At 61.2% G+C, this 23,711-nt stretch carries 22 protein-coding genes and 1 pseudogene; 14 read left to right on the forward strand and 9 right to left on the reverse strand.

Features of this window, described 5'->3' with window-relative positions; genetic code table 11:
- Positions 1-18: 18 nt before the first annotated feature.
- Positions 19-846: a helix-turn-helix transcriptional regulator gene (locus tag AC1MH0_RS01105; RefSeq protein WP_480965799.1), complete on the reverse strand. Its 828-nt coding sequence runs from the start codon at positions 844-846 to the stop codon at positions 19-21.
- Positions 847-1,261: 415 nt separating this feature from the next.
- On the opposite strand from AC1MH0_RS01105, the gene AC1MH0_RS01110 reads away from it, so the two are divergent.
- The 4 genes from AC1MH0_RS01110 to AC1MH0_RS01125 all read left to right on the forward strand — a co-directional run bounded on the left by AC1MH0_RS01110 (position 1,262) and on the right by AC1MH0_RS01125 (position 5,311).
- Positions 1,262-2,209 carry a LysR family transcriptional regulator gene (locus AC1MH0_RS01110; RefSeq protein ID WP_480964314.1) on the forward strand — a complete coding sequence of 316 codons (948 nt, stop codon included), beginning with the start codon at positions 1,262-1,264 and terminating at the stop codon, positions 2,207-2,209.
- Positions 2,210-2,247: 38 nt separating this feature from the next.
- Positions 2,248-2,820 (forward strand): YybH family protein, encoded by a 573-nt coding sequence (locus AC1MH0_RS01115; protein WP_480964315.1) that lies wholly within the window; start codon positions 2,248-2,250, stop codon positions 2,818-2,820.
- Entirely contained in the window at positions 2,817-4,016 is a 1,200-nt protein-coding gene (locus tag AC1MH0_RS01120) for a cytochrome P450 (protein ID WP_480964316.1), read from the forward strand. The genes AC1MH0_RS01115 and AC1MH0_RS01120 overlap by 4 nt, the downstream gene beginning before the upstream one ends.
- Positions 4,017-4,849: 833 nt before the next feature.
- A complete protein-coding gene (locus AC1MH0_RS01125) occupies positions 4,850-5,311 on the forward strand; it encodes a VOC family protein (RefSeq protein WP_480964317.1) in 462 nt (153 codons plus the stop codon).
- A 330-nt stretch (positions 5,312-5,641) separates the two neighbouring features.
- Here AC1MH0_RS01125 and AC1MH0_RS01130 read toward each other — a convergent pair whose 3' ends face one another.
- Positions 5,642-6,199, reverse strand: coding sequence for an AraC family transcriptional regulator (locus AC1MH0_RS01130; protein WP_480965800.1), 558 nt, complete (start codon positions 6,197-6,199; stop codon positions 5,642-5,644).
- Positions 6,200-6,244: 45 nt separating this feature from the next.
- On the opposite strand from AC1MH0_RS01130, the gene AC1MH0_RS01135 reads away from it, so the two are divergent.
- From AC1MH0_RS01135 to AC1MH0_RS01145, 3 genes and pseudogenes are all read left to right on the forward strand, one after another.
- On the forward strand, positions 6,245-6,808 hold the full coding sequence (locus AC1MH0_RS01135) for an SDR family NAD(P)-dependent oxidoreductase (RefSeq protein WP_480964318.1): 564 nt from the start codon (positions 6,245-6,247) through the stop codon (positions 6,806-6,808).
- Positions 6,809-6,819: 11 nt separating this feature from the next.
- A pseudogene (locus AC1MH0_RS01140) lies at positions 6,820-7,646 on the forward strand (ATP-binding protein); the annotation flags it as partial.
- Positions 7,647-8,034: 388 nt separating this feature from the next.
- A complete protein-coding gene (locus tag AC1MH0_RS01145; protein WP_480964319.1) occupies positions 8,035-10,656 on the forward strand; it encodes an HWE histidine kinase domain-containing protein in 2,622 nt (873 codons plus the stop codon).
- A gap of 338 nt (positions 10,657-10,994) precedes the next feature.
- On the opposite strand, the gene AC1MH0_RS01150 is transcribed toward AC1MH0_RS01145, so the two are convergent.
- Positions 10,995-11,192 carry a hypothetical protein gene (locus tag AC1MH0_RS01150; protein ID WP_480964320.1) on the reverse strand — a complete coding sequence of 66 codons (198 nt, stop codon included), beginning with the start codon at positions 11,190-11,192 and terminating at the stop codon, positions 10,995-10,997.
- Between the two features lie 11 nt (positions 11,193-11,203).
- On the opposite strand from AC1MH0_RS01150, the gene AC1MH0_RS01155 reads away from it, so the two are divergent.
- The 4 genes from AC1MH0_RS01155 to AC1MH0_RS01170 all read left to right on the forward strand — a co-directional run bounded on the left by AC1MH0_RS01155 (position 11,204) and on the right by AC1MH0_RS01170 (position 13,534).
- On the forward strand, positions 11,204-11,500 hold the full coding sequence (locus tag AC1MH0_RS01155) for a winged helix-turn-helix transcriptional regulator (RefSeq protein WP_480964321.1): 297 nt from the start codon (positions 11,204-11,206) through the stop codon (positions 11,498-11,500).
- Positions 11,478-11,837: a sensor histidine kinase gene (locus AC1MH0_RS01160; RefSeq protein WP_480964322.1), complete on the forward strand. Its 360-nt coding sequence runs from the start codon at positions 11,478-11,480 to the stop codon at positions 11,835-11,837. The genes AC1MH0_RS01155 and AC1MH0_RS01160 overlap by 23 nt, the downstream gene beginning before the upstream one ends.
- A 132-nt stretch (positions 11,838-11,969) precedes the next feature.
- Positions 11,970-12,683, forward strand: coding sequence for a bacteriorhodopsin (locus AC1MH0_RS01165; RefSeq protein WP_480964323.1), 714 nt, complete (start codon positions 11,970-11,972; stop codon positions 12,681-12,683).
- Positions 12,680-13,534, forward strand: coding sequence for a Brp/Blh family beta-carotene 15,15'-dioxygenase (locus AC1MH0_RS01170; protein WP_480964324.1), 855 nt, complete (start codon positions 12,680-12,682; stop codon positions 13,532-13,534). The genes AC1MH0_RS01165 and AC1MH0_RS01170 overlap by 4 nt, the downstream gene beginning before the upstream one ends.
- On the opposite strand, the gene AC1MH0_RS01175 is transcribed toward AC1MH0_RS01170, so the two are convergent.
- The 4 genes from AC1MH0_RS01175 to AC1MH0_RS01190 all read right to left on the reverse strand — a co-directional run bounded on the left by AC1MH0_RS01175 (position 13,510) and on the right by AC1MH0_RS01190 (position 17,778).
- Positions 13,510-14,754, reverse strand: coding sequence for a DUF2254 domain-containing protein (locus AC1MH0_RS01175; protein ID WP_480964325.1), 1,245 nt, complete (start codon positions 14,752-14,754; stop codon positions 13,510-13,512). The two genes, AC1MH0_RS01170 and AC1MH0_RS01175, sit on opposite strands and share 25 nt — an antisense overlap.
- Before the next feature lie 34 nt (positions 14,755-14,788).
- The gene (locus tag AC1MH0_RS01180) at positions 14,789-15,802 is read right to left on the reverse strand and encodes an AI-2E family transporter (protein WP_480964326.1); all 1,014 of its coding nucleotides are present in this window, start codon (positions 15,800-15,802) and stop codon (positions 14,789-14,791) included.
- Positions 15,799-16,860, reverse strand: a complete 1,062-nt coding sequence (locus tag AC1MH0_RS01185) for a YihY/virulence factor BrkB family protein (protein WP_480964327.1) — start codon at positions 16,858-16,860, stop codon at positions 15,799-15,801. Before AC1MH0_RS01185 ends, AC1MH0_RS01180 begins: the two co-directional genes overlap by 4 nt.
- Before the next feature lie 648 nt (positions 16,861-17,508).
- Positions 17,509-17,778: a hypothetical protein gene (locus AC1MH0_RS01190; protein WP_480964328.1), complete on the reverse strand. Its 270-nt coding sequence runs from the start codon at positions 17,776-17,778 to the stop codon at positions 17,509-17,511.
- 496 nt (positions 17,779-18,274) lie between these two features.
- Between AC1MH0_RS01190 and AC1MH0_RS01195 the strand changes: the two genes are divergently transcribed.
- Positions 18,275-18,529: a DUF6966 domain-containing protein gene (locus AC1MH0_RS01195; RefSeq protein WP_480964329.1), complete on the forward strand. Its 255-nt coding sequence runs from the start codon at positions 18,275-18,277 to the stop codon at positions 18,527-18,529.
- Positions 18,530-18,780: 251 nt separating this feature from the next.
- On the opposite strand, the gene AC1MH0_RS01200 is transcribed toward AC1MH0_RS01195, so the two are convergent.
- Both AC1MH0_RS01200 and AC1MH0_RS01205 read right to left on the reverse strand, forming a co-directional pair.
- A complete protein-coding gene (locus AC1MH0_RS01200; protein WP_480964330.1) occupies positions 18,781-19,128 on the reverse strand; it encodes a hypothetical protein in 348 nt (115 codons plus the stop codon).
- A 162-nt stretch (positions 19,129-19,290) separates the two neighbouring features.
- The gene (locus AC1MH0_RS01205; protein ID WP_480964331.1) at positions 19,291-22,200 is read right to left on the reverse strand and encodes a TonB-dependent receptor domain-containing protein; all 2,910 of its coding nucleotides are present in this window, start codon (positions 22,198-22,200) and stop codon (positions 19,291-19,293) included.
- A 544-nt stretch (positions 22,201-22,744) separates the two neighbouring features.
- Between AC1MH0_RS01205 and AC1MH0_RS01210 the strand changes: the two genes are divergently transcribed.
- Together AC1MH0_RS01210 and AC1MH0_RS01215 are read left to right on the forward strand one after the other, a co-directional pair.
- Positions 22,745-23,143: a TolC family protein gene (locus AC1MH0_RS01210; protein WP_480964332.1), complete on the forward strand. Its 399-nt coding sequence runs from the start codon at positions 22,745-22,747 to the stop codon at positions 23,141-23,143.
- 52 nt (positions 23,144-23,195) lie between these two features.
- Complete coding sequence (locus AC1MH0_RS01215; RefSeq protein ID WP_480964333.1) at positions 23,196-23,651, forward strand: PaaI family thioesterase; 456 nt, start codon at positions 23,196-23,198, stop codon at positions 23,649-23,651.
- Positions 23,652-23,711: the final 60 nt, after the last annotated feature.

Raw genomic sequence — 23,711 nt, forward strand, 5'->3', positions numbered from 1 at the left:
GCCGTATCTTGCCCCGTGTCAGGCGACCGCGCGCCGCGTGCTGGGCGCCAAACCTTCGTGACGGCGAAACGCGCGTGTGAAATGGTTTTGGTCGGCAAACCCGCAGACGAGCGCAACTTCCGCCAGTTGAAGCTTCGTGTCGCGCAACAGCGTCCGCGCTTGGTCAAGCCGACGGCTGATCAACCATCGATGGGGCGCAACTCCCACTGACCGCTTGAACGCGTGGGCGAATTGACTTGTGCGCAGCCCGCACGCTTCCGCCAACGTCTTCAACGGTACGCCCGAGACGAGATTCGCGTCGATCATCTCCTGGGCGAGACGCATCTGCCAACGCGTCAAGCCACCAATGAGCGGCCGCTTCGTCACCAAGCCACCATAATGGCCGCAAACACCTACAGCCATACTCGTCATGACATAATCTGCCGAAAGGACATCCAATTCCTCTGACGAGCCAACATATTGAAGAAGGCGGCTGCCGTATGTGGCAAGAACTGGATCGTCGATGGCTAGTTCTGGCCGACCGACATGGCTGATCGGCGGAGCTTCCAGACCGTCCGTAAGCTTATCGAGAAACGCGCGCGTAGAGACAAAGTGCTGTGCGACACAAGGCTTACTCAGACGTAGAAAACCCAGTTCCGGCAACGCGCAGAACGTCGTTTCGAAGTCATTGGCGGCTGACTTCACCTTTGGATCGCGTGATATGCACTCGACCCCTGCCGCACCGCGCAAGTTCCAGCCAAAGGTATGTGCCTCTTCGGGCACCAACACAGTGTCCGGCTCTGCAGAAAACGGCTGCCCGTAGCGAATGAACGCTATCGCCAGCGTCGACTTTCGCGGCGTTTCCACCGTCAACGCGCCCGCCTCCTCCGAACGAAGCCAAGACGTGACGTCGTTATACCGGCCTGTACTCACGTCGACCTCCGGCTGTTGAGCAACAAATGCGACGATCCAATACCGTCCGTCGAGCAGAACATCTGCGCCCGTCTTGAGGTGTTCCTGATTTTATGAACCGCGGGTCGGCCAATATGGCTTCTGATCAGACGTGAGACCCATAGACCAAAAGCTTCGCCGATGTGTCTAGCGTCCTTCCGATGCTCTTTGCGCGCCGCAGAATCGTTCAAGAAACGAGCGCGATCTTCGTGGAAGGGACGTCGAACGCGGATTGCTGAACAGGCATGTCCGAAAGGAGAATTGTGATGCTTCCACGACCTGCTCACCGCTCAGGGGGCATCCCCTGCCGCGCAGCGCGAGACGGAGCGCGATGAACAGCAATCAGGTGAGCGATCTAGATCTACGACTACTGCGGGTGATGAGCGCGTTGCTCGATACAGGCGGGGTCACCCGCGCGGCGCAGGCGCTAGGCGTCACGCCTTCGGCGGTCAGCCACTCGCTGTCGGCGTTGCGGACGCGGATGGGTGACCAACTGTTCGTGTGCGACGCACGCGGTTTCAGTCCCACGCCACGCGCGCTCGCGATGCAGCCGAGGCTGCAACGTGCGCTGGTCGATCTTCGCACCGTGCTAACCGAGGAGGCCGAGTTCGATCCACGCACCTCCGCGCATCGCTTCTCGCTGGCAGCGAGCGACTGCATCATGGAGCGCCTCCCAAGTGCGGTCGCGTCGATCCGTCGCATCGCGCCGCACGTCCGGATGAAGCTGCTCGGCATCAACGGTCCCCTGAGCGAACGCCTTGCGAGCGGCGAGGTCGATCTCGCATTGGCTTATGGCGATGCCGAAAGTTTCCTGGAACTCGACCGAGAGACGATGCGGGTTTCCGCAGGCACCGACCGGTTCGTCTGCGTCCTGCGGCGCGACCATCCCGGTTTCTGTGGCGAAGACTTTGATCTGGAACGCTATCTTGATCTGTCCCATGTTGCGGTGCGCCTTTCGGACCAGACCCGCAGCGTGGTGAACGACAGCCTGGGGGCGCTTGGCAGGGAGCGGCGCGTCATCTTGACCGTCAGCGACGCAAGGGCTGCGGTGCGCTGCGTCGCGACCTCCGACCTGGTCGCAACTGTACCGGAAAGCGTCGCCGGTGATGCTATTTCGGCCGGCGAGGTCCTGGCGGTCGCGCCACCATTCGATCTGCCCTCTGCCAATGTCTATCTCTGGTGGCATACGCGCGTTCACGACGAGCCGTCTCACATTTGGTGGCGCAACATGGTCCTGACGCACCTCTGTGTGCCTGCGAAGCCTGCCGTCCGTCACTAGCCTGAATTCGCCTAGGCGGATCGCGTGACGATCCCTCCGTGACGATCCTTCATGGTGAGCTGAGCAACGGTGATCTGGGCAGGCAGGGCGTGGCCGCTAAAACGGAGCTCCCTCAAGCGACGGTTCGCCGTCGACGGAATGTGGGGAGAACTTGGTCTTTTGCTGAACGGCAAACGGAGAATACATTGAAATATTTCGCGATCGCCGCCGCCACTTTGCTGGTGAGCAGCCCCATCCTCGCGCAAACACGAAACGCGGTGGTCCAGCATCAGGAAGATCGCTGGGTCGCTGCCTTGAAGCGCGGCGATGTGCCATCGCTCACGGCGATGTATGAGAAGGGCGCGTGGTTGGTACTTCCAGGCGCGCCACCTGCCAAAGGGCGTGCGGCGATTGGCGAAGTCCTCCGGGTTCTCGCGCGCGGCGTGACGAGCATGAAGCTCCAGTCGACGTCCGTCGTACCGCTTGGCCCGAACATCTTGGTCGAGAACGGCACCGCCCGGCTTCAGCTCGTTAGCGACCAGCAGATACAAGAGTCCAATTACCAGGTCGTCTGGCGGCGCACGCGTGCAGGCGGGTGGAAGATCGTGCGCGACGTGGTGAGCCCACGATGACCTCCGATCGCTGGGATGTCAGCCGTGCGGAACTCTACCGCGACGGGACATGGCACGAGCCGTTCCGCGAGCTTCGTGCGCAGGCACCCGTTCATTATGTCGAGGACAGCGACTTCGGGCCGTATTGGTCGGTGTCCACCTTCGATCCGATCGTGCGGGTCGAGGCGCAACCCGATCTGTTTTCCAGCGCCGACGGCATCACGATCGCGAGCGTCCCGCCGGACGGCGTGCGCACGCCGATGTTCATTGCCATGGATGGCCCAAAGCATGCCGGTCAGCGGCGGACAGTGGCGCCAGCCTTCGCGCCCGGCGCGATGGCAACCTTCTCCTCAGATATTCGGGCGCGAACCGCTGAAGTGCTCGATACGCTGCCCATCGGCGGAACCTTTGACTGGGTCGACCGCGTCTCGATCGAGTTGACGACCCAAATGCTGGCGATCCTGTTCGACTTCCCCTGGAGGGACCGACGCAAGCTGACTTTGTGGTCGGACTGGGCGGGTGATGTCGAGGCGATGCGTGATCCGATAAGGCGGCAGGAACGGCTCGTCCATGTGCGCGAGTGCGCCGCGTATTTTCAGCAGCTTTGGAACGAGCGTGCTGACGCCGCGCCGCGCCCCGACCTAATCAGCATGATGATCCATTCGGAAGCGATGAGCAGCATGGACCCGCTCGAATTCATCGGCAATCTGGTCCTCCTTATCGTCGGAGGCAGCGATACGACTCGCAGCTCCATGACCGCCTGCGCCTATGGCCTCGACCGCGAGCCCGACGAGCGCGGCAGACTCGAGGCCGACCCGCGGCTGATCCCTTCGGCAGTCAGCGAGATCATCCGCTGGCAGACCCCGATCGCGCACATGCGCCGCACCGCGACGCAGGATGTCGAGCTGGAGGGCCAGTCGATCCGAGCGGGCGAAAAGGTCATCCTCTGGTATCTCAGCGCCAATCGCGACGAGAGCGTGTTTCCGGACGGCGACCGCATCGTCATCGATCGTCCCAACGCCCGGCGTCATCTGGCATTCGGCCACGGCATCCACCGCTGCGTCGGCGCGCGATTGGCGGAACTGCAGATCGCCGTGCTGCTCGAGGAAATGGCGAAGCGGCGCCTGCGGGTAAACGTCATGGGCGAGCCTGACCGGGTCGCGGCCTGTTTCATCCATGGCTATCGCCAACTGCCAGTAGCACTGAGTCGCTACTGAATTTCTAGCTGCTCGACTTTTTGCCGCGTAGCCGCTCTTCTCGGGGGAGCGGCTGACTGCGCTGCCCGTTAACTCCTCAGCACAAACGACGCGCCGAACCCGATAAACAAGCAGTTCACCTCCAAATTGATCTCTGCGCGACGCGCGGACGTATGAATGGATCGTGCAGTAATGTCGCCGCCAACACTAGAACAGGGAACCCTACAACCGCCCGAAGGAGTGGACGCCGGCCCGTACGAGATCGTAGTAAAGTGCGGGCTTGTTCGCGGACTGAACCGGGTAGTATCGTCCCCTTAAACAAGTCAACTTCGGGTTTAGCGCGTTTAAGGAACATCCGACGCAATGCTGTGTAAGGCGAACCGTTCTGATCCATGATTGATCCAGCCTCACCCGGACAGAAAACCTCTGGTGTAAATATCCGATGCACCCTCGTGCCGGTACTCGCGGAGATCGTTCAGAGACGGCAGCGTATCTGAAATGCCGGTCTGCTCCCACTCCATTGGGCTGTCCCCCGACTGACTTGGCAGCCGATTACAGTCTACTATCACGATGAATGAGTGTCGGGCGTTGGGACGCCAAGGTAGGTGCTCGAACGTCCACTCTTGCGTCTCCGCGGCCGCTGGTCGCCTGATCGCTGCATGACCACGCTAGTCTGCTCCCAAGGTCTTTCGCATCCTGGAACCCGCTGCTTCAAGAGGCTCGAAGCCTTTCCTTTTCTCCGTGTCCACCAGCCCATATTGGGAAGTGTATGGGGGAAGGGTTTTGGGAAAGCGGTTTACGATGGTGAACGGTCGCGTGGTAAGCACGACCGGCATACCAGTGAGAGGGCAGTAATGACGGACGCCGCAAACGTAATTGCCGTGGACCACACAGGCTTCGCTGTGTCGTCTCTGGACGAAGCCGTTCGGTTCTGGACGGGAGCGCTCGGTTTCACACTTGAGCGGCAATCTGAGATGGGGGGCGACTTCCTGCATCAGGTGACAGGTGTCGATGATCCGAGTGTGAAAACGGCGATCGTCAAGGCACCAGGCGGCTACGTGGTCGAACTGTTGGAATATTCAAACGGGCTCCAGAACGGGACGGTGCCCAGCGGCGCGGGATCGATCGGAGCGGCCCACCTGGCTCTGACCGTAAAGGATATTCACGTCGCCATTGCCCGCGTCGAGGCAGCAGGATGGAAGGCGAAAGGCAATCCGCTGCCGATCCCGGGTGGTCCACGGAAGGGAACGTTGGTGGCCTACGTTTCAGGCCCCGATCATATCACGATAGAGCTTATGCAGCCGACAGCCCGTTGATGGGCCGGCAAAAGCTTTGCCGCCTCATCATCCTTTCGAAAGCTGGTGAGGCAGCGGGTAGGGCCGAGGCACAGCACCTTCTCTGCTGCAATACTGAATGGATGGCGGAAATCGGGGAGCCAGAAAGCGGCCGCGAATGACCGCAAGTGGGTCAACAGTCTGCTTCGTTTCAGGCAGCTAGGGCGCGGTTGCTTTCGCCTGCTACCTTGGTGCTCTTTGCATCACGGGACGGCGCGGAACCAAAAAGGCGGGCGTACTCCCGGCTGAACTGGGATGCACTTTCGTAGCCCACCGCAAAGCCAGCTGCGGCGACGTCGCGGCCAGCCAGGATCAGCCGACGAGCTCCTGAAGTCGGAGGCTTTTCTGGTACTGCAGCGGGCTCATCGCCGTTGCCGTTCGAAAATGCCGGTGTAACGACGCCGAGCTCATGCCGGCCACGTCGGCCAACGCCTCGACGCGCAACGGCCTATCGAAGTGATCGCGGATCAGTGCGATCGCCCGGCGTACCTGCGAAAGCCGGCTGTCAGCGCGCGCGATCTGCCGGACGATTGACCCCCGCGGCCCCTGAAGTAGACGATAGAGGATCTCCCGTTCGCAAAGCGGGGCCAACACGGCAATATCCTGTGGCGCATCGAGAAGCCGTAAGAGACGTAGCCACGCGTCGAGCAGTTCCGACGTGACCGGGTTCACTGCAAACGCGGGTTCGGCTATAGGGGAGGGCACGTCCGCCTCGCTGAGAACGGATGCGAGCTGGTCGCTGTCGAGGTCGAGGCCGACGGCAAGATACTGCTCGTTTGGCTGATCGAGTTTGACGCAGCCGGACGCGGGTAGCTCGACGGTAGCGATGAAATAGCTGGCCGGATCATAGCGAAGCCGGCGGTCGCCGATCGCCGATCGCGATCTCCTTTGCGCCGCTTAGGATCAACGCCATCATTGGCTGGTCCTGACGCTAGACGTTGCGGACGATCGAGCGTCGCTGCGGCCGCAGAAACTATGGGACGAGAGGTCGACCGGCTCGACGTTCTAGTGAACAACGCGGGCATCTCAACCCGCTGGGGACCGCTTAGCGAGGAGACGATCACGGATGTGCGAGCAATCTACGACGTCAATGTCTTTGGCGTGATCCAAGCAACGCAGGCTTTCCTACCTCTGTTAAAGAAGGCGTCCAAGCCGAGGATTGTCATCGTCAGCAGCAGCCTGGGCTCGCTTGCCTGGGCATCGGACTTCGAGGCGCCGATGGCCGAGGTCAATCTGCTTGGCTATAACAGCGCCAAGTCGGCATTGAATGCGGTGACAGTGGCATTCGCAAAGGATCTCGCGCCGCTTGGCTTCAAGGTTAATGCCGGCTGCCCAGGCTACACCGCTACCGACCTGAACCAGCACTCAGGCTCGCGCACTCCGGAGCAGGGGGGCGCGATCGGCATTCGACTAGCGACTTTACCTGACGATGGACCCACCGGTGGCTTCTTCGACGATGATGGTACGGTAGCTTGGTGACGTTTCTGACCGACATCGAGATTGTTGGGGCAGCCGGCCTATGGACCGCGGAGATCGACGCTGCACAGATTGAGAACGCAGTTCTCAATCTGTGCATCAACGGGCGCGATGCGATGCCCGAAGGCGGCAGGCTGACCATTGAAACCGCCAACAAGTGGATCGATGAGCGTACCAGTCGTGACCGTGACCTGCCGCCTGGCCAGTATATCTCGGTCTGCGTCACCGATACGGGTACGGGCATGAGCCCGGAGACGATCGCGCGAGCGTTCGAGCCGTTCTACACCACGAAGCCGATCGGACAGGGAACGGGCCTTGGCCTGTCGATGATTTACGGCTTTGCGCGCCAGTCCGGGGGGCAGGTGCGCATCTACTCCGAAATCGGGCAAGGCACGACCATCTGCATCTACCTGCCACGCCATCACGGCGACGTAGTGCAGGAGGATCAGATCAGCACGGTGCGCTCGTCGACGGTACGAAAGGACAAACCGTGTTGGTCGTCGACGACGAGGCGACGATCCGGCATCTGATCGACGAGGTGCTGGACGACCTCGGCTATACGGTTATCGGAGCGGCGGACGGCGCTGCCGGGATCAAGGTGCTTCAGTCCGGTGCGAAGATCGATCTGCTCATCACCGACGTTGGCCTTCCCAACGGCATGAACGGGCGTCAGGTCGCCGACGAGGCACGCCGGCTACGACCAGGGCTGAAGGTGTTGTTCATCACTGGCTTTGCCGAGAACGCGGCGGTGGGCAACGGTCATCTGGAGCCCGGTATGGAGCTGCTGACGAAGCCCTTTACGCTAGAGGCACTGTCGTCGAAGGTCGCCACAATGCTGTGATATGTCGGCCGGTCGTAGCATTTTTCAGGACGTTATCGAAGGTGGCTGTCTGCCGCAGACAAGCATCCGCCGATCATAGCAGTCCACGCCTGTCCGCGCCTGACCGACAATTCGATCCGAAATTTTTTACGGATCTTCCCGGCCGTGCCGATCGATCTCACCGCAAAGGACAGATGGTACGATCTAAATCTCGCTAACTGCGGGTCGAACAATCTCAAGCTCGCAGGCGCGTTAAATCGGAAGAAACATTGATATTCGATTCCGGTAATAATATCCGTGGCGTGTTACGATTAAGATCAGTATGTTCCGTGTAAGTATCTAGCGCTACTTTCATTCGGTCAGAACCCTTGCCGATGGACGGCTTCGTCTCGGGTTAAGGCTATGACAAATGCGTGATCAAATTGCTTCGCCCGATCTCGATCAGTGTGCACGCGAGCCGATCGCCTTTCTAGATCATATCCAAAGCTTCGGCTTTTTGATCGCACTGGGAAACGACTGGACCATTGTCCGGGCGTCAGCCAACCTTCTCGAATTTCTTGGAACCGAGGCACGCGAGGCGATCGGCATGAAGGCCGATCGCCTGATTGCGCAAGGTGCGCTTCATGACGTGCGCAATCGTTTGGCCGCGCTTTCAGGCGGCACCGGAACAGAGCGACTATACGGCGTCAGGCTGACCGCTGATCGGCGCCTGTTTGATCTCGCGCTGCATTATGCTGGCGAGGTGCTAGTCATCGAGGGAGAGCCCTGCGGTACAGATCTACCTGCTGAGGCGGCGACGTTGGTGCGCTCGATGATGGCGAGGTTGCAGGCGCAATCGATGATGCCGGCCCTGTTACGGGATGCCGTCAGACAGGCTAGAGCGATCACCGGTTTTGACAGGGCAATGATCTACCGGTTCCATGAAGACGGCGTCGGGGAGGTTGTTGCGGAGGCCGCCAAGTCGCCAGCCGACTCATTATTGGGCCTTCATTACCCAGCCTCCGATATCCCGGTGCAAGCGCGCGCGCTGTATCTCCGCAATCCCTTTCGCATCATTGCCGACGTGCATGCACCAACCGTCCCGATCCTACCACAATCGCAGGCGGTTCAGCCGCTCGATCTCTCACTCGCGGTCACCCGTGCCGTTTCGCCCATTCATATCGAATATCTCCGAAACATGGGCGTTGGCGCGTCGCTGTCGATCTCCATCATCGTCGAGGGCCGCCTGTGGGGACTGATCGCCTGCCACCACGAGACGGCTCGGATTCCAAGCTTCGTCATGCGCAGCGCAGCCGAACTGTTCGGCGCGATGTTTTCACTGACGCTGGAAAGCCGGCTGCGCAGCCTGGCTGTGGTCGACGACGAGCACGCAAGAAGCTTCGCGGATCGCATCATCCTTACTGTTGCGAGCAATGCTCCGCTTCTGTCTGATCCCATCTGGCTGATGGATACAATCGGTGACGTGATCGCGTGCGACGGCGTCGCTGTGTACCTACGCGGAGAACTCAACGCAGCCGGTGCGACGCCCGATCGTGGGCAACTGCTGGGCATCGCACGGTACCTAGACACGATGCCGGCCAGCCGGGTGTTCGATACCGACAGCATACGCAAGATTGGTGCGGACGGCGTCGGCGTGAGCGATCACGCAGCAGGGATGATGGCTATCCCGATTTCCCGAACGCCCCGCGATTACGTCATGCTGTTCAGGCGGGAGCGTATCGAGGCGATCACCTGGGGCGGTAATCCTGATAAGTCGGTCACTGCCGATGAAGGCGGCCGCCTGAGCCCCCGCAGGAGCTTCGAGGCGTTCAAGCAAACTGTACGTGACTGTTCAGTGCCCTTTGTCGAGCGCGATCGCCGCGTCGGCGAGACTATCCGAACCGCGCTCATCGAAGTCATTCTCCGCTTGTCGGAAGAGACCGACGTTGCCCGACACCGCGCAAGCGAGCAGCAGGAGGTGCTGATTGCCGAACTCAACCACCGGGTGCGCAATATTCTTGCTTTGATCCGCGGGCTCATCGTTCAGACCAACGCGCCAGGGATAACGACGGCGGCCTATGTCGAGGCCCTTGGCGGCAGGGTTCAGGCGCTGGCGCGCGCCCACGACCAGGTCACCCTCCAGAACTGGTCGCCAGCACCGCTCATTGACCTGTTCGAAGCGGAAATTGCCGCGTTCATGCCCGACCGGCAAGACCGCTTTCGCGTTGTCGGCCCGGCCATCCTGCTGCGCCCCGAGGCGTTCTCGTCGATGGCGCTCGTCGTGCACGAGCTTGTAACCAATAGCATGAAATATGGCGCGCTATCGGATGGCGGATCGGTCGAGGTGGTACTTGATCACCGCGCTGGCGAAGGCCTCTCCGTGACCTGGCGAGAACGGGGCGGGCCGCCCGTAACCCCGCCAACCCGGATCGGTTTTGGGACCGTCATTATCGAGCGGACTATTCCCTTTGACCTCCAAGGTACCGCGACCGTCCGGTACCCGGTCGAAGGGTTCGAAGCAGACTTTTTCGTTCCTGCTCGCCATCTCGCGGGTCGGGCCGAACAGGATACGAAACGTGCGGTCGAAGTTCGCAAGTCAGCTACCCCGGTCAGCCTTAACGGCGCCGCCAAGCCGCTTAGCGGCAAGCGGGTACTCCTGCTCGAGGACAATATGATCGTTGCTCTGACTGGTGAAAACTTGTTGGAGGATCTAGGCGCGCTGCACGTCTGGACGGCATCCTATATCGAGGGCGCCGAAGAGATCCTGGACCGCGAGGCCGTTGATTTCGCTATTCTAGACATCAACCTCGGGGATGAGACGAGTATCGGGATAGCGATGCGATTGCGTGGGGCATCGATCCCTTTCTTCTTCGCAAGCGGCTACGGCGACGATGCAGGTTTAGGCGCGGATCTCGCTAGGAGCGTCGTCGTGCGAAAGCCGTACGGTATACATGATCTTCACGAGGCAATCACGGCAGTCCTATCGCCTGTGTCCATAGGGCATGAGGATACGCCGGCGTCGATAAAACCCATGGACGTCGGCGCTTTTTGAAATCCGTTCCAAACGATAGCAATGGCCTGCCGTGAGATGGTGACAAATGGGCGTGCTGCACCGCGAGGTAATTTAGGTAGAGTTCGGCGTGTTGCTAAGGCCTTGCTGCCGTCGGGGCGGTACGGCACCGAAGCGCGTGAGGCTGTTCCGTGTAAGACGATCATCGGTAAGAAATGCCTGATCTCCCGCCGCCTGAAGCCTAAACTTCAACACCGTCCCTCATCCTCTCCGCAACCCGACAGCTCGTCAGGCGCATAGCCAAGAAGAGTGGTCCAGGCCGGGTTGACGCGCTGAGAAACGTCTTTGAAATCAATCATTAACGATAGAGCTGGCGACGTTTACCAAAGGCGGTGGCGCTCGGCCGTGCGCTCATTGACCTGCTGTTCAAGGGTGGCGTTTAGCTCGCGCAACTTCGCTTCGCTTTTGTGTAGCGCGGCCTCCGCATTGCGTAGGGCGCTGATGTCGCTAGCCGCGCCGAACCACTCGAAGATCTCGCCCGCAGATTCAGCATCGGGATGGCGCGGGACAGTGTCCATCCAACCGTCCCGTGAAGCAGAAGATGCTGATCCAGCAACTCAAGGAGTTGGAAAAGGACGGCATCGTCACCCGGAAGACTTATGGCCAGGGGCCGCCCAAGGTAGAGTATGCCCTAAGTGCCATAGGAAGAGCGCTTGGCTCAGCTATCGAGAGCCTGATCGACGGACGTTCACGCGCCGCGAGGCACTCGATCATGTGTCAGGTCGGACCGAGCGTCGTTCAGATCAAGGTCAAGCCCGGATTGGCGCAGGAGCAGCAATTCGAACCGACGCAGTTCGAATCGGATGACGGCGAACTGGCCGATTGACTGGAACAGCTGTTCGGTTTCGGCATGCAGGATCGCCGTGGTCAATCCGAGGCGCCGCAAACGCAGCAAGGCCCGTAGCGTGGATCGCTTGGTGACGCTCACGCGCGGGCTGGATGGGGTCACGCTCATCGTGGCAGATACGGGACCGGGCATACCGGCCAACCAGCGCGAGCATGCCATGACGCGCTTCGCTTGGCTCGACACCAGCCGTCATTCCGAAGGCAGCGGCCCTGGTCTCAGCATCGCGCGGGTCGCTGCCCGCGTTCATGGCGCCTCGCTGACGCTGAGCGACAATGCGCCAGGGCTTTGTGCGGCCGTGCACGTTCCGAAAGCGTAAGCATCAGTCTGTCGCGGCCCCACCAAACATGACGCATTCATGAACTTATCGCGAGTTAGGACCCAAAACATGTGAGCGATGTTAGGGGCTTAAGGTCGGCGCCGGGTCGTCCTCATGACAGGGGGCTCCCTCGTGGATCAAACCGCTTTTCTGATCGGCTTCAGCGTGATGTCGGTCGCGTCGCTGGCGATATACGCGACGGGTAAGAAGACGCAGCCGTCGGGTCATCATACGCTCCTGCACGCCAGCGTCCCGTTCATCGCGGCAACCGCGTATCTCGCAATGGCCTTTGGGATCGGCACGCTGGTCAACAGCGACGGCTCGGCGACCTATCTGGCACGCTATGTCGATTGGTCGGTAACGACGCCGATACTATTGTCCGGGCTGGTGCTGCTGGCGTTCCACGAGCACGGAAAGACAGGTGAAGTCGGCGGGTATCTGACATCGGTCATCGTCCTCGATGTCCTGATGATCGTCACGGGCCTGATATCGTCGCTTGCCGCCCCATCGCTGGCGAAATGGATCTGGTACGGATGGTCCTGCGTCGCGTTTCTCGGCGTCCTGTATCTGCTCTGGGGTCCATTGCGGTCACAGGCTTTCAGCCGAGGCGCCGCGTTGGGCACTGCTTACGCCAAGAACCTCATCTTCCTGACGGTGATCTGGTTCCTCTATCCCATCGTCTTCCTGGTCGGGCCGGAAGGTCTAAAGCTGATCACTGATCCCGCATCGGTCTGGGCGTTCCTGATAATGGATATCATCGCGAAGGTCGTCTATGCGTTCTATGCGGCAGCCAACCTCGACAAGGCGTTGGCGCATCAGGGCGACGAACGCGGCTACCGGGCATGACACGACGCGCCCCGGCCCTTGGCTGGGGCCTCCTTTTCGGGGCGGCTTTGATCGCATCATTGTGCTCGCTCACCGTGCAGCTTGCGTTCGCAGCCATCGCGGTCGGCATCGTCGGCATAGTGCACGGCGCCAGTGATCTTGAAATCATCGAGCACCAGCGACGCCCGACATTCCTGGCACTGTACGTCTCTGCGCTACTGGTCTGTCTCTGGTGGTGGATCGTCGATCCCGCGATCGCTCTTCCCGCATTCCTGCTGGCATCCGCCGTCCATTTTGGCCTTGAGGATGCCCCGGCAAGCCGGCCGTTCGAGAGGGTGGCCCGCGGCATAAGCCTGGTTGCCACCCCTGCGACGCTGCATGCGGCGAGCCTGACCCGCATTCTCCATTCTGCCGGCGTTCAAGCGTCAAGTCTGCCGACCATGGTCAGCAGTCTGGCGATTGCCGGTGGCATAGCCGCCGGCTGCCTCGCGATCATCGGCGTGGCGAGTCAAGATCGACGTCTCCTGGTTGGAACGACGGCACTTCTGGTTCTACCCCCGCTCGTCGGGTTTTCATTGGGGTTCCTCGTGCTGCACGCGGTGCCACAGACGAAAGAGCGTCGTGATCGCTTGCAGTGCGTCACGACCACCGCGTACCTTCGTACCACGGCGCCGGTCCTCGTCGCGGCCGTGACGCTGGTGGGGATCGTAAGCGGGTTGCTGCTGCGATGGGACCCTTCGGGCGTGCGTTCGCTGTTTGCCGGCATCGCGGCACTGGCAATGCCGCATCTGCTGGTGACCCCGTATTTCGAAGGAGTTGCCCGGCAATCGGGGATTATGCCCCCGCCTCAAGCACGCCAGAGCTTCCTGTAAGCCGTATCGAAGGCCGTCAGATCGTCGGGATCCGTGATGGTGGTCGTCACCCGCTTTGCGTGGCGGTGCGCCCAGCGTTCGATCGCGGCCCGTGCATCGGGCAGGTTCGCGTGCAGCGCCGCCAGCGTCGCTGTCAGCCGCAGCGATACCTCGACCTCTTGAACGCCTTCGCGCAGGATCGGCCCGAACGCGTCCGTCAGCATATCGTCCATTGTCGGTCTGCCGATGTGAACCGGATGGGTTTCGACCTTGTCATCGATGCGTGCTTCGCCCGGCCGAAGCGTCAGGAACACGCGCAGCAAGGCATTGAGGACCTCGATCCCCGTGCCCGGATCGTTGGTTGCCGGCGCCAGCGCACGGCTCGCGATCTCGGACAATGCGATCAAGCCCAGCCGCGGGTCCTGATCGAACGAGCGATGTCGCTCGATCGTGAAGGTCTTGATCAGGGCGGACCGGACCGCGTCGTTCGCCTCCCCCTTGACCCGCAGAAGCGTCCGCGCGGGGTGCATCATCGCGCCGGGCAGGACGTCGACATAGATCGTCAGGCGGTCGCGGTCGGCGATGGCGCCGAGCGCGGCGACGTCGATATGCGTGATATAGCCGGTCTGCGGAGCACGCAGCGCCACGGCGTCGGCGGGGATGGCGACAGGAGCCCGCCCACCAAGATACGGATGCGCTGCAAATTCCTGCATGGCGTTGGTCGCGGCCTCCTCGACGCGGTCGATCACGTCGGCCATCCGTCCGAAGGCGGTGATATGCCCGATCCAGCGCAACAACGTGCCGACCACCAGTAGGATAATCAGCACCGTCGCCGCGAATAGGATGATCCGGCCGTCATGCCCGTAGGCGCTGGTGTTCAGCCCGACGATACCCACCATCGAGAAGACGAAGGCGCCGAGGAATGTCGACAGCGCGTTCTGCGATGTCGGGTCGCTGACCATCAACTGGGTCGCGCGCGGTGTGGCGAGCTGCGTCGCGGAGGAATAGGCGCTGACCATCGCGGTCAGGGAAAAGGTCGTGACCGCCAGCATACTGGAGGCCATGATCTGAAGGATCGTACCCACCGATCGCTGCCCGATATCGGCGTCGAACGTGTAGGGCAGATACGGCGTGACGAGCCCGGCGACGATCGCCAGCGCGACGCTGAGCATGCTGATGATCGCCGCGCGGAACCAGATCTGCCGGACGATCCGCTTCAGGATCCACGACCATTGCCTCATGCTGCGTTCCTCGAGCGGTCGTTGTCCCCGATCATCATGACGACAGCAGCTTGGCGATCCAGCGGCTACGATCGAACTGGCCGCAGATCATCACGACGGCGGCGGTCAGCGGCACCGCGATCAGCGCGCCGGCGATCCCCCATACCCAGCTCCAGAACGTCATGGCGACGATGATAGCCAGCGGCGACAGCGACAGCTGCTTGCCCTGCAGGATCGGGTAGACGACGTTGCTGATCGTCATCTGCAGGACCACGAATCCGGCGAACACCAGTAACGGCATCTGCCACCCGCCGAACTGGATGAACGCGAAGAGCACGGGCGGGACGATGCCGACGATGTTGCCGATGACGGGGACGAAGTTGAGCAGGAAGTTGAGGATGCCCCAGACCAGCACCAGCTCGAGCCCCGTCATCCACGACCATAGCGCTGACGCGACGCCGGTCAGGATGCTGGTCGCAAGCGTGGTGCCGAGATAGCGGCGGATCTGGCCGGAAATCTCCTCGCCAACTTCGAGCATGTCGCGTCGCGCACCGCCCTCGAACATCTCGTACAGCTTGCGCCAGAGCCGTGGCACTTCGGGCAGGCCGAGCATCACCACGATCCCGATGAAGCCGACATAGGTGACGAAGGCGTAGACGCCGCTCGCCAGCATCTGGACCAGCATCGTGATCCGCTGCCGGTTGATCGTCCCGGCGATCGGCACGCCGCGGTCCGCCGCCCAGCTGGCGAGGTGGTTGTATCCGCGCTCGAGACCTGCCCATTGCGACGCCACCGCGCCGATCACCTGGCCGACCGAGAGGTATACCGCGGCGGCGAACGCTCCGAGGATCATGACCAGCGACAGGAGGGTCAGCGTGTAGGCGATCCAGGACGGCATGAACCGCGCCAGCCAGCGTTTCAGTGGCCAGAGCGCGGCGACGATAATTGCGGCAAAGGCGATCGGCATGATGACCGCAAAGCCGATGCGTAGCGAGGCGATCAGCAGGATCGCGGTGATGATGCCGAGCAGGCGGTTGCGATAGCGGTCCTGCACCGGGATGTCGGTCATTCGGCACGTTCCTTTATGTGTTCGCCGACATGGCGCATCGCTTCGGCATTGAGCCGCGCACCGAGCAGAAGGGCCCAGGCCGACACCATCAGCCAGAGCATCAGCACCACGACCGCGGACAGCGAACCATAGGTGTCGTCGAAGCGCGCGAACCGCGCGACATAGGCGCGAAACATCATCGTCGCGGTCAGCCACAGGGCGACGCCGGCGATCGTGCCGGGCAGGGCGCTGTGCCACGGAACCGCCTCCGACGCCGGGGCATAGCGATAGAGCACGATCAGGCCGCCACCTGCGTCGAGCGTCAACGAACCGAACAGCGTGATCGCCGACGCCAGCCGGGCACCCGGCAGTCCGTCGGGAACATAGCTCTGGAGGAAAGTGAGGACGGACAGCGAGATAAGCGCGGTCAGTACGAGCGCGGCGCAGCCCAAGACGACGATCGTCGACACCAGTTGTCGACGCAGCCCGCGACGCTCGCGTTCGATCCGATAGGCAAGGTTGATTCCGTGAAGCAGCGACCGTCCCGCACGACGCGCACTGAACAGCGCGATCCCGAGCGACACGATCAGCGTGAAGATCCCGTCGCGACCGCTGGCAAGTCCGCGGTTCAGGTTAGCGGCAACCAATTGCTGCGCGCTGACTGGCAGGATGGCGACGATCCTGCGCATATTGTCGGCGACGGCTGTCGGTGGAACCACCATGCCATAAACGCCCGCAATGACACCGGCGAGCGGGATCATCGCCAGGAAGGCGGCAAACGCTATCGAACTCGCCGCTATGCCAAAATCGTCACGGAGCGCGCTACGGACCGTTCGAGCCGAAAGCACAGCCCACAGCCCGATCCGACCATGTGCTTGGGTCGACATCTTGAAGCGCAGAAGGCGAACTCCGGCACGAAGGGCTTGGCTACCTTTTAAATCCGTAGCCATCATGGGTCGCTGTTTCTGGTCCATGGGCAAGCCGTGGACCAGCGGCAGGATAAGTCGGTCACGGTCAGCTCCACATTGCTCCGGCATACCGTTCGAGATGGGGACGGAGTTCCGCGCAATCGTCCGCATCGTCGATCACTTACCGCGGTCCATCTGCGATCATGGCCAAGGTTGGTCCGTCAGTTACGGCCCCCGGGATGGGGCTTGCCGCAACGCGTGATTGAGCTGCACTCGGAAGGTGATCGCCCGATCGGGCTATTGCCGTAAAGACCGGTTGCTGACGATAACTACAGACCTGAATGAATGGCAGGAATTCGGGAAGCGCAGTGCCCAGCGGAATGTCCGGATGTGGGTCGTCTTTTGTGTTGCGAAGCACTTACGCAGGAGGCGCCACCTCTGCATACGTGCGTTCGTGCAGCGTAATCTCGCGATCTGTTCGTGCTCGAGCCAGATCAAGAAGACGACAACAATGCAATTTCAATTTGCACGCGACCGAATTAGGCCAACACCGCGTGGAAGGAGCGGTAACGAGGAGAACGAGATGTCGAAGCTACGTTTTTCCGCTGCATTCATCGTGGCGTCGATGCCCGTTGGACCCAAGGATGCACAAAGCGTCGATCATCGTCAGGAACGTCAGTAGATGGAAAGGCCGGACTTCCTGCGTCTGTCTTGAAGGCAGCTTTGACAGGGGAAGAAACGGAAAAGGGCGCCCAATGTTACTTGGACGCCCCTCCAGAACGAGCTGTGCTTGGGAGCGGCCCATTCTGTCTCGCAAAACTACATGCCGTTGGACAGGTTCGTATCGGGATCATTCGTTCGCATGTCTTCAGCCTGGTTTTGACCGGTTGCGCGAACAGCGTCGGCCTTGTTCTCCAGGCGATCCTCGACGGCTTCGTTATCGACCCGGTCAGCGGCATCCTCGAGGTTATCCGCAACCGCTTCGGTGTTGGATTCGATCTTGTCTGCAGCCTGTTCACGTGGGCTGGAGTTGCAGGCCGAAAGCGAAGCTAGCCCTACTGCAATCGCGATTACGAATGTCTTCTTCATTTTCGGTCCCCTGTTTTTGAGTGCGTGTTCTTACGGCGTAATCGCTGACCCGAGGCTTTGTTCCTGTTCATCAGGAACTTCACCTCGTCGTCACGACGACAGCAGCTTGGCGATCCAGCGGCTGCGATCGAACTGGCCGCAGATCGTCACGATCGCAGCGGTCAACGGCACCGCGATCAGCGCGCCAGCGATCCCCCAAACCCAGCTCTAGAAGGGGACCGAGACGGATAGATGGACTGCGCCCTGAAGGTGATCGGCCAATTGGTCTATGGCCGTAAAGACTGGTTGCCGACGATCGCTACAGACGTGAATGAATGGCAGAAGTTGGGGAGGCGAAGCTCCCGGTGGAATGCCCGCATCTGGAGCTGGCTGGAAGCTGTCGGGCAGGGTGCCTTACGCCCACTTGCAGTCATTCCGATAGACCCGCTACGCTAGTAAAAACGGCACTGCATCCCGATGTTGCTCGGCTCGCTGGAACACTCGAAGCAATGGCACATTGGTAAAGCTGCACGGTGACAACAGATTGGCCAAGCAGGTCGAGCGGTGTAGATCGAGTATCGTACAATCCGATTATCACGGCGTCGATCGACTTTTGCGGCTCTACGGTGGAATGGGATCACTGGACGACGTGATTCTAAAAGCCAGTAGAATCGCCACGGCAGAAGGCACAAGAGGTTTAACGGCTTCGAAAAGTTGCTTGGAAACACCCAAATGCACTGCGCGGGACAGAGCGCGTGAGGACGGTAACTAACCTTCCCATTCCGGCCATTCCATTTTTCCCCGTCCGAGCCTCTACGGCGTCGTGGATATGGTCGCGCCCTCCGCATTTGATAGGCTGCCAAGATATTTGAAATGGCCGCTGGTGCAGGTTGCGGCCACCTTCATACGCGCAACCGGCGCGAACTTTGCGGTGAACACTATGGTGCCGACACTTACCGTGACGTCGCCTAGTTTCGAAACCGACAAGGCAAAGGGCATTGCTCCAGCGGAAGGTACACGACCTTAAGGTGTCTCCTTAAGAACACCGCGTTGCATCTCGATATGATCAACATCTAATTCAGTCGCATCGTCTGCCGGCGAATTCATCTGAAATCCAACACCGTTCTTATCATCTTCGCTGACGACCGCTACGCTGGCGGACGGAACATAGTCTTTCGATGCCATCGCGACTGCTGAGATCGTGCCGACAACCGTGACCGGCAGCGCCACGATCTGTGCTTCCGTTCTGAATTGGTCGACCGGTGCGTCACAGTCGAAATGAATCGGTGTCTGGGCATTCGCGATCAACGGTGCACCCAGCGTCTCCGTCACGATCACAATGACGATCATCAAACTGAGATGTTTCGCCATTCCAACGTCCCACGTAAATATGCCGTTCTTATTGTACGTAGCCGTCGACATTGCCACGAGGTTCAACGCGCGCAGATCGTTCGTATATCGAGGGAAGAGCGACGTCCCCCCTCGATATACGATCAGGCCACCAAAGGTCGCCTGAATAATCAGATGACCGTATCACATACGGTACGAGAGGCGCAGATAACCGAACTGCCCCGGTACGTCGTAGGTCGTGGGATCATAGTTCGGACCGGTGCAGGTCGTGCACGCCGGCGGATCCTGGTTGAAGACGTTCCGCACGCCTGCCGTGAAATCGAACTTCCTGTCCAGGAAGGCGGGCGAGAAGGTCAACTGCACGTCACCGTAGAAGGTGTTGTCCAGCCGGGCGCCCGTATTCTCGCGGACATGGTTTATGTAGCGGCCGGTGAACGACGCCTCGACATCGGCGATGCTCCAGCTGACCACGCCCGTTCCCTTGAACTTGGGGTAGGACTGGTCGGGTGAACCGCGGGTCGTGCCGCGATAGCTGATCGCACTGAACCCGGTCGAGGTTGGTGTCGTCTCGCTGTACTTCATGAGATGATTGCCGTTCAGCGACAGGCCGAAAATGCCTATGCCGGTCTGGGGCGAACGATAGTTGAGCGTCAGGTCGATGCCGCGCGTGCGGATCTGCCCGATGTTCTGCAGCAAGCCGACGATGCTCGAGATGCGGCCGCTGCTGCTGCGCACCACGTTCGAGCAGCTCAGCGCGTCACCCGCCTCGGAGCACCGCGCCAACGTCACCTGCGGGTTGGTCGAGGCGATCGCGCCCGATACCTCGATGTCGTAATAATTCGCTTCCAACGCGAACTGGCTGGCGATGCCGCTTGTCCGCATGAACGCCGGGCTGAGGACGGCGCCGAACAGCCAGGTCTTCGAGGTTTCCGGCGCAAGCGCCTGGTTGCCGCCCGTCGTCACGCCGAGCTGACCCGTCGGTTCCTGATAGCTGCCGTTCGTGGGAACACCGTTGGCGGCGCAGTTGGCCCGCACCGTGGCGGAGGCCTGATAGCGCGAGCCTGGGATATTGCTGCACGGATCGGGGATACCGATATCGGACCGCGACTGCGCGCCGAACAGCTCGCCAATGCTGGGCGCACGGAATCCCGTGGCATAGGAGGCACGTAGCAGCAGATCGGGGATCGGCTTCCAGAGACCCGTGCCGGTGTAGGTGGTGTTACTGCCGCTGATCGAATAGTTCACATGGCGGACCGCACCCGAGGCTTCCAGCGAGCTGAAGAACGGCACGTCCTTCAGCAGCGGAACGCGAATTTCGCCGTAGAACTCGTCCGAGTTGAACGCGCCGCTCGCCGCCTGCGCGGGAATGTCGGCGCCGAAACCGGCCTGGATCAACGCATCGGGGGTGAACGATCCCTTCTGGTAGCGATGTTCGTAGCCGACCGCGAAGCCGATCGGGCCGGCGGGGAGGTCGAACAGTTCACCCGTGAGGTTGGCGGTGTAGTCGCGCAGTTCCTGGCTGCTCTTGGCGCGCTCGGTAAAGCCGACAAAGGCCAGCATCTGCGGCGTGATCGAGCCTGCGCCGCCGAAGATGTTGAACGGTACGCACTCCCCCGTGCATTGCGCGAGCGGACCAAGCGCCTGCGCGAGGCGCTGTGTGTTGATGTTGCCCGTGAACACCTGCTTGGCGTCGTTGAAGCCCTGGACCGCGTTCACGTCCCAGTAGAACGTCTTCCCGCCGACCTGGAACTTGCCGTCCAGCGTCGCGGTGACCGACATCGTATCGACGCTCTGATTGTAGGTGCGTTGCCCGCCCTCGACGAGGCGTCGTCCGATAAACCCGTAGTTTGCGGGGGGCTGGCCGGCGCCACCAGCCGATAGCGTGACGCCAAAGGGATTGAACGGGTTGGTCGCATCGATCGAGATGCGGTCGGTGAGCGTGCCGGTCCCCGCATCGGGACCAACGTTCAGAGGCAGGAAGGCGGCCTGGTTCTGCGAGTTCCGGTGATTGTACACCGACTTGATCCGCAGGTTGATACCCGAGCCGAGGTCGCCCTTGAAGCTGACGAACGCACCGTAGCGTTCGGACGGTGTCAGGAAATAGTTGAACGGTGAGAAGTTGAACCGGTCCGCGGTGGTGAACGCGCGGAAGTCGCCGCCCGCGAGCGTGGGATCGTAGACACCGCGGCTGGTCAAGCCGTTCTGGCGCACCGTGAGCGTGCCGCCTTGGGGACGGATGGCGTTGCCGGGGTTGAAGACGATGCGACCGCCCAGCGCCGCGCCCGAGCAACCGCCGCGAGGATCGAGGCAGGTCGTCTGGCCCGGATTTGGAAATTGTGAAAGGGCCCGATCACTGGTGCGGACGCTGCCTTCCTTCACATAGCTGGCGCCGAAGACGAGCGACGTGTTGGGACCCTTCACGCCGTAGCTGATGTCGCCGTTGTAGGAATGGCCGTCGCCTGCACGATACGTACCGAACTGGCCGGACATGCGCAGTCCCTGCTGGCTGGCCTTGGTGATGATGTTGACGACGCCGGCAATGGCATCCGAACCGTACAGCGGCGACTGGCCCGATTGCAGCACCTCGATCCGCTCGATCGAACTGTTGGGAATGGTGTTCAGATCGACCGTGCCGGGAATGCCGCTCGCCGACGCGCCGTTGACGTAGCGGAGCCCGTCGACCAGCACGAGCGTCCGCTTGGCCAGCAGGTAGCGCAGGTCGATCTCGGCCGAGCCAGCACCTACACCGCCGCCATCCTGCGGATTGCCGATGTTACCGGAATTGTTCGCCTTCGTGTTCAACCCACCCGCAGCGCTTGGGAGGCGCTGAAGAATATCAGCGACCGAGGTCAGGCCGGTCTGTGCGAGCGCGGCAGTATCGAGCGTGACGACAGGAGAGCGCTGTTCGAGCGGGCTCTGACGGATGCGCGATCCGGTGACGATGATATCGTCGGGCGTGTCCGCCGCCTCGTTGCTGGAAGCGCTTGCGGCAGCCGCTGGTCCCACGTCCACCGCCTGCGCATGTGCGCTAGCCGCGGCACAAAGCATGGCGGGCAGGCATATGCCTGCACGCAGCAAAGTCAGGTTTATCATTAATTTTCCCCCGGTTTATCGACGGAGGTGTCTCGGAAATCGTGCGGCGGCGCAATAGACTGTCGTTTGGTGTCGAGCATTCTATTGCGAAGTTTCAACCGCCGTTGCAAATCTGCAACATAAGCGAGTTTGATGTCAGAAACGGATCGGGGATGACCGGCATCGGGTGGCGTGGGCGTTCTGAGATCGAAAGCTCGATGGCGCTGTCGTTAGTGGCGTGAGGCTGATTGGTGCCGGCGTCATTAGAATGAACGTTTTTTCGCATGCTTCGGGCCGCTGAAGCGAACTGCGGCTTGCCACTCGTTTGAGCCAGAGGCCAGTTGATCCGTCCGCAACGAGCCTCCGTTCACTGAGTGGACGAATGGCTGAAGCTGGACTGACCAACTGCTCATGCTGTGTCCGGCGTCGTCATCGCAATTTGGGGCAGGCCGTATTCGAATGGACATGAATGCAGCATCGATTGCGAAATTCTCGCTCAGCGGCCTGCTTGGCACGGCCACCACGGCTGCGAGTGGCCTGTTCGGCGGCAGTGCGATACAGGCAAATGGCTTGCTGGCTGTGCTGGCGATCGTTCGACTTCGGCCGCGTTGATGCCGAGATCAAGGCAGCGAAAGGGCGCAACGCGGAGGCCTTGGCGGCCTATCGCCTGGCCGTCCTGCGCGCGTCGCATGATGTGGAGGACGCCTTCTCGACCTTTGTACATCAAGAAGCGTGCGCCACGATGCTGACACAGAACGAGCTGTCGCTCACTTGGACAAGGGCGACCTCCGATACGGCATACCGCGGCGGCGCTATCAGCCTCATCGAAGTGCTGGACGCGGATCGGCGCCTGTTGGACGCCCGCGACGGGGCGATCCAAGCGCGAGCGGCGGCAAGTCGCGGCGCGGTCGTGTCGTTCCGGGCATTGGGCGGCGGCTGGGATCCTGCTCAACTTACGACGTAGAACGGCGCCGGCATGATGCTAGCTAGCCAGAATAAGTAGAAGGAGGAAGACCATGTCATCTGAGGCTGCCGAAGGAACCGATGGGCTCACTCAGGTCCGCGCGCTGCTCGCGACCGGACGGCAACCGCCGTTAGGCGAAAAGCTCGGTATCTCGCTGATCGAAGCGGACCATGGGCACGCGGTCTTCGAAGCGACGCCCGACGGAAGTTCCTACAATCCGATGGGCTCGGTTCATGGTGGTTACATCGCGACGATCCTCGACAGCGCCTGCGGTATCGCGGCACACACGGCACTGAAGCCTGGCTACGGCTATACGACGCTGGAATTGAAGGTCTCATTCGTGAAGGGCCTTAGCAGCACCAGCGGCACGATCCGCGCCACCGGCCGCCTGATTTCCATGGGCCGTCGCGCCGCCTTCACCGAAGCCACGCTGCACAACGATAAGGGGCAGGTCTGTGCGACGGCGACCTCGACGTTGCTGGTGTTCGAGATGCCATCGGCAAATTAGGCAATAGTTTGCGCTTCAACATCTGATTTGGGACTTTCCCAGATCGCCATTTGCTTCGGG

The organism is Sphingomonas sp. AP28 (assembly GCF_056680455.1).